The sequence below is a fragment of the Streptomyces sp. NPDC048416 genome (assembly GCF_043200435.1).
Classification (GTDB): Bacteria; Actinomycetota; Actinomycetes; order Streptomycetales; family Streptomycetaceae; genus Streptomyces.
Map to the genome: position 1 here is coordinate 201381 of NZ_JBICXU010000002.1, position 14920 is coordinate 216300.

A 14920-nucleotide genomic window follows, 5' to 3' on the forward strand; every position below is an offset into this window, starting at 1 on the left:
TTGCGTGCTGGGGAAGTTGGTGAACGTCATTCGGTACGCAGTCCGTCCGGGCGCATCAGGCGCCACAGGGCAGGCAGGCTCAGCAGGGTCACCGCGAGGATCACCGCGGTGCCCGCCCCGGCCGGCGGCACGAACAGCCACCAGTCGGTGACGGCCTTGTCGATGATCCGCAGCATCAGGGCGCCGAGCGCGATGCCGCCCGCCACCGCGAGCACGATCCCGAGGACCACCGGCACCGCCGTCTGCCACAGGACCGACCCCGCGAGCGTGCCGCGCCGGGTGCCGAAGGCGGTCAGTGCCGCCAACAGGCGCCTGCGTTCGCGCAGTTGCTCCACCTGCGCGACGAGCATGGAGGCGGCGATCACACCGAGCGTGGCGAGGGAGGCGGCCTGGAGCCCGGTCTGGATGCCGGCGTACTGGCGGTCCCGCTCGATGGTGCGCACCGTGTCGACCCGCAGCTGCGGGGAGAGCGCGGCCGCGGTGTTGCGGATGTGCTCGGCGGCGTCGGGCACCCGCTGGTCGACGGTCAGCATGGCGGTGGTGCGCGCCCCCGAGGCCATCAGGGAGGTGTCGATGGCGCCCGGCGTCACGAAGATGCCGTACTGCATGTCCCCCGTGGGGTCCGGGCGGGCGATGACGGTACGGGCGGAGGTGGGCAGCGTCCACAGCTTCTGCGGGACGCCGGGCTCGTCGGACGCGGTGTTGACCGGCTTGCCGAGGCGGGCCGTGCGGTCGACCCGGGCGGCCTGCTCGCGGTCGCCGGAGGGGTGCACCACGAAGGTGTCGCCGTCCTTGCAGGAGTCGATGCGGGCCAGCTCGCGCAGGGTCGCGCAGTCGCCGAGGGTCAGCGTGGTCACGGGCCGGATGTCGTCCGGGGGGACGGGGCCCGGCCAGGACACGTAGCTGCTCACGGAGCCGGTCACCTTCCGCACGCCGGGCGTCTCGCGGAACGCCCCGATCATGCGTTCGGCGAGCTCGGCGTCCGGATACTCGGCGAAGACGGTGTACTGGGCGCGGCTCGCGTCCGCGCCCGTCGCCTTGTTGAAGTCGTCGTGGATGCCGACGAAGAACATCTGCAATGCCACCGAACCCGCGACCGCCACCGTGATCCCGCTGACCGCGCGTGCGGCCGGACCACTGCTCAACTGGAGCCTGCGCACGGCCAGTTGCCAGGCCAGTGAGCCCCCGCGCAGCCGCCCCACCACCGCCTCGACCAGCCAGGGCAGCAGGGTGATCAGCCCGGTGAGGACGAAGGTGGCGCCCGCGCCGATGGAGACCGGCGAGATGTACTCGGCCACCTGGAAGGCGATGTCGGGAGGCGCGGCCGACAGCGGCGCCGTCCGGAGATCGGGGCTCTGCGACACCAGCAGGAGCACCACGCCGACGCCGGGCAGCGCGAGCCGCCACCACAGCCTGCGGCGCCGGGTGCGTGCACCGCGTACGACGCCCAGCGGCTCGACCACCACCGAGCGCATCGCGGTCAGCGTCACGCCCACCGCGAGGGCGGGCACCGCCACCGCGACCAGCAGCGCGAGCCAGGGCAGTGGCCTCAGGTCGCCGGGGAAGAAGCCGAAGCTCCACAGGCCGAGCGGGCCGATGAGTTGGGCGCCGCCGAGGAAGAGCAGGGTGCCGGTGACGAGCCCGAGTACGGCTCCGGCCAGCGCTTCGCCGCCGGCGATCCAGCGGGTGCCGCGGATGTCGGCGCCGACCAGACGCAGCGCCGCGAGCCGCCGGTCACGCCGCTCGCCGCCGAAGCGCACGGCGGTGGCGATGAAGATGGCGACGGGCATGAGCAGGACGACGCAGCTCAGGATGACGAGCACGACCAGCATCGGATCGAGCGGCCGCGCATCGGAGATGTTGCCGAAACCGGCCGCCGACGAGGCCCCGCCGGCGGCCAGGGTGGCGCTGCCCGCGTAGTAGTAGAGCTCCGACGGCTCGACCAGACCCGCGTCGCCGATCGTCGCGGTGATCCGGTACGGGAGCCGTGGGCGCAGCAGGTCGCCCTCGGGGGAGGACAGCAGGGCGCGCAGCGCGGGGGAGACGGCCATCGTGCCGGGGGCCGGTATCGCGGTCAGGCCGGGCGGCAGCGCCGGATCGGCGCCGGCCGGGCGCAGCAGCTTCCCGCCGATGGTGTCGTCGCGGTACTCGGTGTCGGCGGTGGTGTAGAGGAGCGAGGCCTTCAGGTGCCCGGCGTTCCTGTCCGAGCCCGCCGAGAACGGCTGCCGGTCGTGGATGCGGTGCGCCCGCTGGCCGGTGAGGTGCGGCACCGAGGCGGCGCCGAGGAGCAGGGCGACCCCGAGGCCGACACCGACCGCGGTGAGCACGGTGCGGACCCAGCCCTCGCGGCCACCGCTGACGGCGAACCGGGTGCCGAGGGCGAGATCGTGGAGGCGTCGCTTCATGAGGAGCACTATACGCACGAGGTATACCCACTGTGTATACCCGGGGTGCATAGCGCCCGAAGACCATGTCATTACGGGACAAAAGGGGGCGGTGTCCTGAACTCTCGCAACCCTTGGGACGATTCGATCGTCGGTTCCCATGGGGCAGGTGCTGATTCTCACGTACGGAAAAGGCGTGATCGAATCCGCTATGTCCATACGTGCGGTGTTAGTTTTCTGAGCTGATCTGGCGAGTCTGGTGAGTCATATGAAGGCGAGCGACTGAGGTTATGGGCCGAGCGGAAGAGCGGCGCGCCCGGCAGGGCGGGGCGCGCCGAGCCAACAAGAAGGTGAAGAAGAAGGGCATACGCCGGTTCTTCACCTGGAAGAAGATGCTCGGCACGTTCTTCGGGCTCTGCCTCCTCGCGATGGGCGCGTTCTACGTCATCTATTTGATGGTGCCGATCCCCAAGGACAACGCCCAGGCCCACCTGGAGAGCAACATCTACAAGCTCTCCAACGGGCAGATACTCGCCCGCTCCGGCCAGGTGAACCGCGAGGCGGTCGCCCTCGACAAGGTCCCCGTGCCGATTCAGCACAGTTTCGTCGCGCTGGAGAACAAGACGTTCTACGAGGACAAGGGCGTCGACTTCAAGGGCACCACCCGCGGCATCCTGAAGACCCTCATGGGCAAGGGCGCCCAGGGCGGCTCGACCATCACCCAGCAGTACGTCAAGAACAACTACCTGACGCAGGAGCAGACGGTCACCCGCAAGCTGAAGGAGATCGTGATCTCCCTCAAGGTGGACCAGGAGCAGAGCAAGAGCGACATCCTCGTCGGGTACATGAACACCAGCTACTACGGCCGGAACGCCTATGGCATCCAGGCCGCGGCGCAGGCGTACTACGGCAAGGACGTCTCCAAGCTGACGCTGGAGGAGGGCACCTACCTCGCCGCGCTGCTCCAGGCTCCCAGCCAGTACGACTGGCAGACGGCGGGCCCCGTCGGCAAGCAGCTGGTGGAGGGCCGCTGGAACAAGGCGCTCGACAACATGGTCGAGAAGAAGTGGCTCACCCAGGACGAGCGCCAGAAGATGAAGTTCGAACCGCCGATGGACGCCAAGGTCGCGCCCGGCATGGAGGGGCAGACCGGCTACCTGGTCAAGGCCGCCAACGCCGAGATGGACGCCAACAGGATCGGCGAGGACCTGCTGGCCCGCGGCGGCTGGACGATCACGCTGAACATCGACCCCGCCAAGCAGAAGCTCCTGGAGAGCGCGGTCAAGGAGAAGCTGACCAGCAAGCTGGACCCCAAGAAGCGCAAGGTCGACGCGGACCTCCAGGCCGGAGCGGCCTCGGTGGACCCGAAGACCGGCTCGGTGGTCGCCCTGTACGGCGGCCAGGACTACATCAAGCACCAGCTCAGCAACGCCACCAACGAGACCTACCAGCCCGCCTCCACCTTCAAGCCGGTCATCCTGGCCGCGGCGCTCAACCAGGGCGCCGAGACGCAGGACGGCAAGCCGATCAAGGCGAACACCGTCTATGACGGCAAGAGCAGGCGGCCGGTCAAGGGCAGCGAGATCGCCTTCGCTCCGCCGAACGAGGACGACGTCAGCTACGGGCCCGTCAGTGTCCAGGTCGCGATGAACAAGTCCATCAACTCCGTCTTCGCGCAGATGGGTGTCGACGCCAACCTCTCCAAGGTGCGCGACACCGCCGTGGCGATGGGCATGGAGTCCATCAAGGGCAAGGCCCCCGTGCCCTCCATGACCCTGGGCTCCCTCGGCGCGAGCCCGCTCCAGATGGCCGGGGTGTACGCCACGCTCGACAACCACGGCAAGAAGGTCACGCCGTCGATCGTGAAATCGGCCGAGCACAAGGACCACACGTACAACAGGCCCGATCCCATCGGCAGCCAGGTCATCAGCAGGGACGCGGCCGACGCCGTGACCTCGGTGCTCACCGGCGTGGTCGACGACGGTACGGCCCAGAAGTCGGTGGCCGACGCCGACAACCGCGACGGCAAGCAGGTCGCGGGCAAGACCGGTACTTCCGACGACAACAAGTCGGCCTGGTTCACCGGCTACACCCCGGACCTCGTCACCTCCGTCGGGATGTGGGGCGAGGCCGCCACGCCGCGCGTGGTCAAGGTCGACGGCAAGGACGTGAACGTCCCCAAGGGCGGCCAGGTCACCATGATCGACGGCGCCGGCGAGGACGGCCGTGTCAACGGTGGCTCCATTCCGGCCCGTATATGGGCCGCGTACACCTTCGACGCGGTCAAGGGCGGCGCCGCCAAGTTCGACCTCGACACCGACCAGGGCGCGGCCGTGGAGCCCGCCTACACGCCGCCCAAGTCGCCGAGCGCGTCCGCGTCGAAGTCGCCCAGTGCCTCGACGTCGAAGTCGCCCAGTGCCTCGATCTCCAAGTCCCCGAGCGTCCCTGCGTCCAAGTCGCCGTCGGACACGCCGAGCGCTCCGGTCTCGCACCGTCCGCCGAAGTCGCCTCCGGCGTCGCCGTCCGACTCCATCAAGCCGTCCCTGCCGGACGACCCGTTCAATCCCGGCGGACGCGGCGACTGACGTAGCCGGCCGACACGGCCGAGGCCCCCGTCCCCGGGAAACCGGGGGCGGGGGCCGTCGTGTGCCGCGGGCGGACGCCCGGCGTGCTCAGGGGCGGGTGGGCAGTTCGAACCAGACCACCTTGCCGCCGGAGAGCCGGGTCGCGCCCCAGCGCCGGGCGAGCCGGTTCACGAGGAACAGGCCGCGCCCGCCCTCGTCGGTCTCGCGGGCCCGCCGCTGGCGCGGCAGTTGGGGCGAGTCGTCGCCGACCTCGCAGCGCAGCACGTCGGTCTTGAGCAGCCGCAGCGTGACCGGACGCTCGGCGTAGCGCACCGCGTTGGTGACGACCTCGCTCACCAGGAGCTCCACCGAATCGGTCAGCTCCTCAAGGCCCCAGCGCTCCAGGGCCCTGCGGGCCAGGCGCCGGGCCCGGCCGGGGGCGGTCTCCTCCGGGTCGAGGAACCAGTACGCCACATCGCTCGGCGCGATCCCGTCGAAGCGGGCGGCGAGCAGCGCGATGTCGTCGTCCCGGTCGCCGGGGCCCAGCATGTCCAGCACGTCGTCGCAGAGCGCTTCGAGCGGCGGCGAGTGGTCGGGGCCGGTCAACTGGGCGGTGGCGGCGAGCCGTTCCCGCAGCTGCTCGATGCCGGTCCACACGTCGCGCAGGCGTGACTCGACCAGGCCGTCGGTGTACAGGAGCAGCGTGGCGCCCGCCGGGGCGTCCAGCTCGACCGCCTCGAAGTCGACCCCGCCGACCCCGATCGGGGCGCCCGGCGGCACCCGCAGCACCTCGGCGCGGCCCCCGAGGTGGAGCAGCACCGGCGGCGGATGGCCGGCGTTGGCGATGGTGATGCGGTGCGCGACCGGGTCGTACACCGCGTACAGGCAGGTCGCCATGCGGTCGGTGCCGAGCCGCTGGGCCTGCTCGTCCAGATGGTGCAGGACCTCGGCGGGCGGCAGGTCCAGACCCGCCAACGTCTGTGCGGTGGTGCGCAGTTGGCCCATGATGGCGGCGGAGGTCATGGAGTGGCCCATGACATCGCCGACGACCAGGGCGACCCGGCTGCCGGGCAGCGGGATCGCGTCGTACCAGTCGCCGCCGACCCGGGCGGTCTCGGCCGCCGGGAGGTAGCGCGAGGCGAGCCGCACCCCGGTCGGCTGGGGGAGGCTGTCGGGCAGCATGGTGCGCTGGAGCTCGTCGGCGATGTACGCCTCGCGGCCGTACAGCACCGCCTTGTCGATGCCGAGCGCGGTGTGGGTGGCCAACTGGGCGGCCACGAGCAGGTCGTTGGCCTCGAAGGCGGGCCGTTCGGGGCCGCGCACGAAGACGGCGGCGCCGATCACCCGGCGCCGGCCGCGGAGCGGCGCGAGGATCGCGCGGCGGCCACCGGGCACCGTACGGTCGGGGCCCAGCAGCTCGGCCAGCGCGGCCCGTGCGGCGGAGGACTCGGCGAAGACCGGGCGGACCCCGCGCAGGACCTCGTTCAGCTCGCCGCCGTTGCGCACCTCGCACAGCTCGGACGCGGGGGTGAGGTCGGGGCCGGACCCGCCGAGCACGGTCAGGCCCTCGGCCTCCGCGCTCTCGCTCAGCGCCTCATCGACTAAACGCAGCCGGTCGGTGCGGCGCAGGCGCAGCACGAACGGGGTGGCGGGCCGCTCGTCGCCGACCGGCAGCGGGTCGCGCAGGTGGACCAGGATGGCGTCGGAGAACGTGGGCACGGTGGCCCGGCACAGGCCCAGCACGATCTCGTCGAGGTCTATGCCGCGGGCGATCCGGCGGGTGGCGGCGCCCACGAAACGCAGCCGGTCGCCCTCGCGGCGGGCCACCGCGTCGGCGCCTTCGCCGGGCGCGGGGGCCGTGGATCCGCCGCCCGAAGGGCTGTCGCCGGGCAGGCCGAGGCCGGGGACGGCCGATGCGGCCGCCACGTCCCGTCCGGCGCGCTCGGGCTGGCCGGGCACGGAGGCGGTCATGCCGCCGCTCCGGCCGTCCGCGCGGGCGCCCAGCGGGCCGCGCCCGGCAGGCCCGCGGGCCTGGGCGCGCGCGGCGTCCTGGCCGGCGGGCGCGGCGCCGCGCCCGCCGGACGGCTCCGCCGCCGCTGGCGCGGCGGCCGGTGTGTCGGCATGGGGCCTCCCCTGCTCCTCAAGGGCGTGAGAGAGGGTCTGCTCGGGGGGCCGGCCGCGTTCCTTGTGCCGGCTCTCGTGCGAGGTGGGCTGGGGCTCCGTCACGCGTCGGGTTCCGTCCGTCCGGGATGAGACATCCGCCCTGCCGCGAGCGGCGGCAGTGGCAGCGGCAGGGTAAGGATGCGCGATGCGTTCGCGTCACGCGCACTACCCTCCCCCAGGTCCTTGAGGCAGGGAGGCGGTCCCGTCCGGGCGGCGGCGACACCGGGCACGCTCCACCCCCCTGTGGTGACATACGGTCAATTCTTGCACCGGGACCGCCGATTGGCGCGGGTAGGCACTGCGCGGCCCCGCGGAGGACGATCCTACGTTTGAACCCCGGGGGCGCATCAAGGGTCTCACGACGACATGTGCGCCGGAGTGCGATCCCAGTCCACCGGGAGCGCGGGAACGGGCCAGAGCGGATCGGGCCGCCAGGCCTCCCAGCCGTCCGAGAACGGGCGGCCCCACGCCTTGATCACCTCGACCGCATCCTGCCCGGCCGCCCGGACCCGCGCCGCCTGCTCGCCGTCCATCAGGCCCACCCGCTGGGCCTGGGCGAACTCGTCCTCGTCCAGCCAGTGCCACCTGCGGTCCGGGTGGACGGCGATGTCGAGGAAGTGGTCCGTGGAGTCGATGCCGCCGGACCACCGGGCGCGCGGCTCCTCCAGGTTCACGTACCAGTTCTTGAAACGCCAGCCGCGTTCCCAGAACAGCCACACCGACCAGGGCTCGCCGGGGCGGGCCAGCTTGAGCACGCCGCTGCCGAACCACTGCGAACGCTCCGTGGTGCGCGGTGCGGTGTACCGCGTGGCCAGCGGTTCCTTGTACAGGGGACGGCCGTCCGCGAGCACCGGGCGTACGCACTGCGTGCCCGGTGCCATCCACACCGCGAGCAGGTCGTCGGTGTCCTGGACGACCGTCACAGGGCGGCAGATGTGGACCCGCCCCTTCACGCCGGGGGCATGGTCGCGATAGCGCCAGAGGATCTGGTCCCCCGGCGCCCAGTGTGGGGTGCCGCCTCCTGTGCCTGCCATGTGCAGATATTACGGAGTGCGGTCAAGACCCCGCTGCGACGTGGATCACGACGTGCTGCCCGCGACCGGATCAGGGCCGGGTCATCCGCAGGACGTCGAGCGCCTCGTCGAGCTGGCCGATCGTCAGATCGCCGCGCTCGACATACCCCGATTCGAGGACGACCTCGCGGATGGTCTTCCGCTCGGCGAGCGACTTCTTGGCGACCTTGGCGGCCTCCTCGTAGCCGATGTACTTGTTGAGCGGGGTCACCACGGACGGCGAGGACTCGGCGTACTCGCGGGCGCGCTCCACATGCGCGGTGATGCCGTCGACGGTGCGGTCGGCGAGCAGCCGGGAGACGTTGGACAGGAGCCGGATCGACTCCAGGAGGTTCTTGGCGATCACCGGCAGCATCACATTGAGCTCGAAGTTGCCCGCCGCGCCCGCCGTCGCGATGGTCGCGTCATTGCCGACGACCTGGGCCGCGACCATCAGGACGGCCTCCGGAATGACCGGATTGACCTTTCCGGGCATGATCGACGAGCCCGGCTGGAGGTCGGGAAGACTGATCTCGGCCAATCCTGTGCGCGGGCCCGAGGCCATCCAGCGCAGGTCGTTGGAGATCTTCGTGAGCGAGACGGCGATGGTGCGCAGCTGCCCGCTCGTCTCCACCAGAGCGTCGCGCGCGCCCTGCGCCTCGAAGTGGTCACGGGCCTCGGTGAGCGGCAGGCCGGTGGTCCGCGCGACCTCGGCGATCACGGCCGCCGAGAAGCCGTGCGGGGTGTTGATGCCGGTGCCGACCGCCGTGCCGCCGAGGGGGAGTTCGGCCAGGCGGGGCAGCGAGGAGCGCAGCCGCTCGACGCCGTACCGCACCTGCGCCGCATAGCCGCCGAACTCCTGGCCGAGCGTCACCGGAGTGGCGTCCATCAGGTGGGTACGGCCCGACTTGACCACGTCCGCGAACGCGGCCGACTTGGCGGCCAGGGCGTCGGCGAGATGGTCGAGCGCGGGGATCAGGTCACCGGTGACGGCGGCCGTCGCGGCGATGTGGATGGAGGACGGGAAGACGTCGTTGGAGGACTGCGAGGCGTTCACGTGGTCGTTGGGGTGGACGTCGCGGCCCAGCTTCTCGGTGGCGAGCGTCGCCACCACCTCGTTCATGTTCATGTTCGAGGAGGTGCCGGATCCGGTCTGGAAGACATCGACCGGAAAGTGCTCGTCCCAGCGGCCGTCGGCGACCTCGCCCGCCGCGTCCTCGACGGCGCCCGCGATGTCCTTGTCCAGCACCCCGAGCCCGGCGTTGACCTTGGCGGCGGCCGCCTTGACGCGGGCCAGCGCCTCGATGTGGGCGCGCTCAAGGCGCTGCCCGGAGACGGGGAAGTTCTCCACCGCCCGCTGGGTCTGGGCCCGCCATTTGGCGTGTGCGGGCACCCGCACCTCGCCCATCGAGTCGTGCTCGGTCCGGTATTCGCTGTCGCTCATGGGGTGGAACCTCCTACGAAAGTTGAGCAGTTGTCTTGTTCTACCTATTCCCAACACGCCCTACCGGCCAGTAAATACCGGGGGTGCTCCATTTTCCCGGGGGACGACCCCCGTACCCCGGGAACCCACCGGGGAGGCGTCATGACGCGCATGAGACACAGACTTCGCCGCACACTGGCGGCCGCCGTGACCGTGGCGGCCGCGTTCGGCGGCATGGCGGCCGGCGCGACCACCGCGCAGGCCGCAGCCACGTCGTCCGTCCAGTCCACACCGCTCCCGCCCGACCTGGAGAAGATCCGGGCGGCGGAGGCCACCCAGCTGTACGGCGATCCGGCCGAGCGGCCGATGGCCGACCGCAAGACCGGTCTGATCTCGCTCGGCGACAGCGAGATATCCGGCGAGGGCGTCGGCACCTACGAGGCCGGCACCAACGGCCCCGACAACTGGTGCCACCGCTCGCCCGACTCCGCGATCCACCGCACCGGCATCCCGGCCGACGAGACGTACAACGTCGCCTGCTCCGGCGCGTACACCGGAAACATCAGGATCGGCGGGACCAAGCAGTACGCCGACGAGCTCGTGCAGAGCGACAGCCTCGCCATCAAGGCACGCAACACCCGCATCAAGATGGTGCTGCTGGTGGCGGGCGCCAACGACGACCTCCAGTTCGGCCCGGTCATGACCGACTGCGTCGAGCGCTATCTGCTGCTCCAGGGACCGTGCCAGTCGAAGTACGAGCCCGGCTGGCAGGCCCGGGTCGACGCGCTCGTGCCCAAGGTCGAGGGGACCGTGAGCGACCTCAAGACGGTGATGCGCGACGCCGGTTACGCCGACGGCTCGTACAAGCTCGTCGTGATGGGCTACCCGAGCCCGATCGGCCCCGACTTCCACGACAACCCGGGCTTCCCCGGCAAGCTCGCCTGCGGCGGCCTCGGCTACGACTCCGACACCGTGTGGGGCCGCAACACCGCGGTGCCCGCCTTCGAGACCGGCATGCGCAAGGCCGCCGAGGACACCGGCGTGACCTACCTCGACAACTCCAGACTCTTCAACGGCCACGAGGTCTGCATGGAGGACACCTGGGCCCGCGGCCTCTACATCGACCTGTCCAAGCCGGGCCTGCCGGACGCCAACTCGGTCCGCCAGTCCTTCCACCCCAACTACCGGGGCCACGGCGCCTTCGCCTCCTGCCTCACCCAGCTCTACAACTCCGCTGTCCGTGAAGGCAGTTGCGCCGACGCCGCCTCCACCGGCAGCCCGACGCTCTACCCGCTCGCCTGGGACGACGCCTACCGGCCGCTGAAGAACGGGGCGAACGGCAGCTGCCTCGACGTCACCGGGGGGACCAGCGCCAACGGTACGGCGGTCATCGGCTGGGGCTGCCACGGCGGACGCAACCAGAACTGGTGGTACGACGCCGACCGCAAGTCCGTCCACACCCAGCTCACCCAGGACCGCTGCCTGGACGTGCCGGGAGCGCGCTACAGCGCCGGCGCCGAGCTCATCATCTGGAACTGCTCGGGAGCCGCGAACCAGGAGTGGCTGCGCGTGGCGGACACCCTGCGCCCGGCGGCCGCCACCGGCCTGTGCGCCACCCTCGGCGCAGCCCAGGACCCGCTGACCCTGCGCGCCTGCGACGGCACCGCGAGCCAGCGCTTCGCCTGATCCGGACGACCGCCCGGCCCCGTCACGGACATCCGTCCGCGGCGGGGCCGAGGTGCGCCACCTCGATGGCGGAGGGGGACAGGGCCGCCGACACCCGCACGCGGGCGCCGAAACCGAGCGGGGTGCGCGCCCTGGCCGCGTACTTCAGCGGCCGGCCGTGCACGCAGAACAGCACCTCGCCGTACCCGCCGCGCGGAATGGGAGTGACGACCCGCCCCGCGGCGCCGACCATCGCCTCGGCCGACGGCGACGTCCTGGCCCGGCGCCGAAGCAGCGTCCGGTCCAGGCCCGTCAGTAAGCCGCCGGGCTCGGTGAACCACCCCAACTGCGCCACCCCTCCCGGTGGTTGAACCGCCCCGGCCGATGCGGCGGCAGGGGCGATTGCGGACACATGCCAGGATAGGCAGCCAATTCACCGGGCCCTTAGGGCCTTTGGACCCTATTCGCGCCGGGCGGACCGGCGGGGGAGGGGGCGGGCGCCCGTCGGCGCCCGCGCCGGATCAGGCCTGTCCCGCGCCCCGCACGGGGATGTTCAGGAACGTCGGCGGCTCGGCGGGCGCCTGGAAGAAGTCGTTGCCCTTGTCGTCGACGACGACGAACGCCGGGAAGTCCTCCACCTCGATCTTCCACACCGCTTCCATGCCGAGCTCCTCGTACTCGACGACCTCGACCTTCTTGATGCAGTCCTGCGCGAGCCGCGCGGCCGGGCCGCCGATGGAGCCGAGGTAGAAGCCGCCGTGCGTCCCGCACGCGTCGGTCACCTGCTTGCTGCGGTTGCCCTTCGCCAGCATCACCCTGGAGCCGCCGGCCGCCTGGAACTGCTCGACGTAGGAGTCCATCCGGCCGGCCGTGGTGGGGCCGAACGAGCCGGACGCGTACCCCTCGGGGGTCTTGGCGGGGCCCGCGTAGTACACCGGGTGGTCCTTGAGGTACTGCGGCATCTCCTCGCCCGCGTCGAGCCGTTCCTTGATCTTGGCGTGCGCGATGTCGCGGGCCACGACCAGCGGGCCGGTCAGCGACAGACGGGTCTTGACCGGGTGCTTGGTGAGCTCGGCCAGGATCGCGTCCATCGGCTGGTTGAGGTCGATGCGCACGACGTTGTCGTCGCCCGCCGAAAGGTGCTCGTCCGTCGTGTCCGGAAGGAACCGCGCCGGGTCGGTCTCCAGCTGCTCCAGGAAGACGCCCTCGGCGGTGATCTTCGCGACGGCCTGGCGGTCGGCCGAGCAGGACACGGCGATCGCGACGGGCAGCGAGGCGCCGTGCCGCGGCAGACGCACCACACGCACGTCGTGGCAGAAGTACTTGCCGCCGAACTGCGCGCCGATGCCGATCTTCTGCGTCAGCTCGAAGACCTTCTTCTCCAGCTCCTCGTCCCGGAAGCCGTGGCCCAACTCCGAGCCCTCGGACGGCAGTTCGTCCAGGTAGTGCGCGGAGGCGTACTTCGCGGTCTTCAGCGCGAACTCGGCGCTGGTGCCGCCCACCACGATCGCCAGGTGGTACGGCGGGCACGCGGCGGTGCCGAGCGAGCGGATCTTCTCCTCCAGGAACTTCAGCATGGAGGCCTCGTTCAGGACGGCCTTCGTCTCCTGGTAGAGGAACGACTTGTTGGCCGAGCCGCCGCCCTTGGCCATGAAGAGGAACTTGTAGGCGCCGCCGTCGGTCGCGTACAGCTCGATCTGCGCGGGCAGGTTGGAGCCGGTGTTCTTCTCGTCCCACATGGTCAGGGGCGCCATCTGCGAGTAGCGCAGGTTCAGCTTGGTGTACGCGTCGAAGATGCCGCGCGAGAGGGCTTCCTCGTCACCGCCCTCGGTCAGGACGTTCTGGCCGCGCTTGCCCATGACGATCGCGGTGCCGGTGTCCTGGCACATCGGCAGGACGCCCGCCGCCGCGATGTTCGCGTTCTTCAGGAGGTCGAGCGCGACGAACTTGTCGTTGCCGGATGCCTCCGGGTCGTCGATGATCTTCCGCAGCTGGGCGAGGTGCGCCGGGCGCAGGTAGTGCTGGATGTCGTGGATCGCCTCGGCGGCCAGCGTGCGCAGCGCCTCCGGGTCGACCTTGAGGAACGTCCGCCCGTCGGCCTCGAAGGTGGCGACACCCTCGGCGGTCACCAGGCGGTACGGCGTGGTGTCCGCTCCCAGGGGGAGCAGGTCGGAGTACTGAAACGCCGGGCTGGGCGGGCGGGGGACAAGGGACATTACGGCCATTCCTCACTCGGCAGACTGCTGTGCCTCCATTGGCACAGCACCGACCAGCGTATGCCGCGGCCCGGGGGCCGGTCCTGTGAGGTAGGGCTCAGTCGGCCGCCCGGGTGCCGCGTCGCCGCCGTCGGGCGTGCACGGCCTGTCCTCCGGGCCGGGCCCCGCAAGTCCGCCATGATCCACCAGACACCCCCTAGTCGCGATCTATCGCGTTTGGGTACGCTGCCCTGGTGGACCTCGAAAAGCACGCCAAGGCGGACCCCGCTCGCCCCGCGAAGCCCGACCTCATCAAGCATGCCGAGCCCCCGGCGCTGCGGGCATCCGACGCCGACCGGGACCGGATCGCCGACATCCTGCGCGACGCGCTGGCCGAGGGCCGCCTCGACGCCGTCGAGCACTCCGAGCGCATCGACGCGGTCTACCGCGCCAAGACGGTCGGCGAACTGGAACCCCTGGTCCAGGACCTGCCGGCGAGCGGGGCCAGGACCCGCCCGGTGGCCGCGCCCGCGCCGCGCGAGGCGGCGGAGAGCCAGATGCCCGTCGACGCGGAGAACCTGGTCGCGATCTTCTCCGCCTCCACCCGCAAGGGCCGCTGGCGGGTGGGCCGGCGCACCAACGTCTTCTCGCTGTTCGGCAGCGTGGACATCGACCTCACCGAGGCGCTGTTCGAACAGCGCCTGACCGTGATCAACGCGACCGCGATTTTCGGCAATGTGGACGTGCGGGTCCCGGAGAACCTGAGCCTGCGCGGGAACGGCACCGGAATTTTCGGCAACTTCGAGGTGCACACCCTGGAGGCCGACGATCCCGAGGCTCCGGTGGTCGTCGTCAATGGCTACTCCGTCTTCGGCAACATCGAGGCCAGGCCCAAGCGGGGCAAGCTGATCGCCGACCTCCACCAGCGGCTGCGCAAGCGGCTGGAATCCTGACGGCGGGCCCGGCGCACGGCGGCGGCGAGTTCAGGCCAACGGGCACCCGAGCGCAGTTCCGCCTTACGGAACTCAGTGCATAGGCCCGCGTACAGCGGGTAGGGACTGTGCCATCGTCGCTCGCTCGCGAAGCCGTCGTCAGGAGTAGACCGTGCTGCATCCGCCGCATCATTCCCTGCAGGTCGCCGCCGTTCCGCCGCAGCGTGGTCCAGCCAGGGAGGATCAAGCGGGCCCGTGGCACGCGGAGGCGGTCTGCCGCCGGGACGAGGCGGGCCTGTTCTTCGCCCCCTCCAAGGAACCGACGGCGGCACGGCTCTCTCGCGAGGAAGCCGCCAAACGCGTCTGCGCCCGGTGTCCGGTCATGGTCGAGTGCCGCGAGCACGCTCTGCTCATGCCCGAGCCGTACGGTGTCTGGGGCGGCCTGACCGCGGCGGAACGCCGTGTGGTGATCGCCCGCCGACGCCGGCGCGAGGTCGAACTGAAGAAGCCCGCGTCCGCCGCCTAGCGTGGCGCCACGCTCC

At 71.1% G+C, this 14920-nt stretch carries 10 protein-coding genes; 4 read left to right on the plus strand and 6 right to left on the minus strand.

Annotation, left to right across the window (positions count from 1 at the left end; translation table 11 throughout):
- Nucleotides 1-26: 26 nt before the first annotated feature.
- A complete protein-coding gene (locus ACGFW5_RS03760) occupies nucleotides 27-2405 on the minus strand; it encodes an FtsX-like permease family protein (protein ID WP_393832536.1) in 2379 nt (792 codons plus the stop codon).
- 269 nt (nucleotides 2406-2674) lie between these two features.
- Here ACGFW5_RS03760 and ACGFW5_RS03765 point away from each other — a divergent pair, with 269 nt between their 5' ends.
- The gene (locus ACGFW5_RS03765; protein WP_393832537.1) at nucleotides 2675-4969 is read left to right on the plus strand and encodes a transglycosylase domain-containing protein; all 2295 of its coding nucleotides are present in this window, start codon (nucleotides 2675-2677) and stop codon (nucleotides 4967-4969) included.
- Between the two features lie 87 nt (nucleotides 4970-5056).
- On the opposite strand, the gene ACGFW5_RS03770 is transcribed toward ACGFW5_RS03765, so the two are convergent.
- From ACGFW5_RS03770 to ACGFW5_RS03780, 3 genes are all read right to left on the minus strand, one after another.
- Nucleotides 5057-6919, minus strand: a complete 1863-nt coding sequence (locus ACGFW5_RS03770) for a SpoIIE family protein phosphatase (protein ID WP_393832727.1) — start codon at nucleotides 6917-6919, stop codon at nucleotides 5057-5059.
- A gap of 548 nt (nucleotides 6920-7467) precedes the next feature.
- Entirely contained in the window at nucleotides 7468-8145 is a 678-nt protein-coding gene (locus ACGFW5_RS03775) for a DUF402 domain-containing protein (protein ID WP_393832538.1), read from the minus strand.
- Nucleotides 8146-8215: 70 nt separating this feature from the next.
- Nucleotides 8216-9607: a class II fumarate hydratase gene (locus tag ACGFW5_RS03780; RefSeq protein ID WP_393832539.1), complete on the minus strand. Its 1392-nt coding sequence runs from the start codon at nucleotides 9605-9607 to the stop codon at nucleotides 8216-8218.
- 141 nt (nucleotides 9608-9748) lie between these two features.
- Here ACGFW5_RS03780 and ACGFW5_RS03785 point away from each other — a divergent pair, with 141 nt between their 5' ends.
- Nucleotides 9749-11272 (plus strand): ricin-type beta-trefoil lectin domain protein, encoded by a 1524-nt coding sequence (locus ACGFW5_RS03785; protein WP_393832540.1) that lies wholly within the window; start codon nucleotides 9749-9751, stop codon nucleotides 11270-11272.
- 22 nt (nucleotides 11273-11294) lie between these two features.
- On the opposite strand, the gene ACGFW5_RS03790 is transcribed toward ACGFW5_RS03785, so the two are convergent.
- Nucleotides 11295-11606 (minus strand): hypothetical protein, encoded by a 312-nt coding sequence (locus tag ACGFW5_RS03790; RefSeq protein ID WP_393832541.1) that lies wholly within the window; start codon nucleotides 11604-11606, stop codon nucleotides 11295-11297.
- A gap of 166 nt (nucleotides 11607-11772) precedes the next feature.
- Nucleotides 11773-13467, minus strand: a complete 1695-nt coding sequence (locus ACGFW5_RS03795; RefSeq protein ID WP_393832542.1) for a fumarate hydratase — start codon at nucleotides 13465-13467, stop codon at nucleotides 11773-11775.
- Between the two features lie 233 nt (nucleotides 13468-13700).
- Here ACGFW5_RS03795 and ACGFW5_RS03800 point away from each other — a divergent pair, with 233 nt between their 5' ends.
- Together ACGFW5_RS03800 and ACGFW5_RS03805 are read left to right on the plus strand one after the other, a co-directional pair.
- Entirely contained in the window at nucleotides 13701-14399 is a 699-nt protein-coding gene (locus ACGFW5_RS03800; protein WP_393832543.1) for a DUF1707 domain-containing protein, read from the plus strand.
- Nucleotides 14400-14550: 151 nt separating this feature from the next.
- The gene (locus ACGFW5_RS03805) at nucleotides 14551-14904 is read left to right on the plus strand and encodes a WhiB family transcriptional regulator (RefSeq protein WP_393832544.1); all 354 of its coding nucleotides are present in this window, start codon (nucleotides 14551-14553) and stop codon (nucleotides 14902-14904) included.
- The last annotated feature ends 16 nt before the right edge of the window (nucleotides 14905-14920 follow it).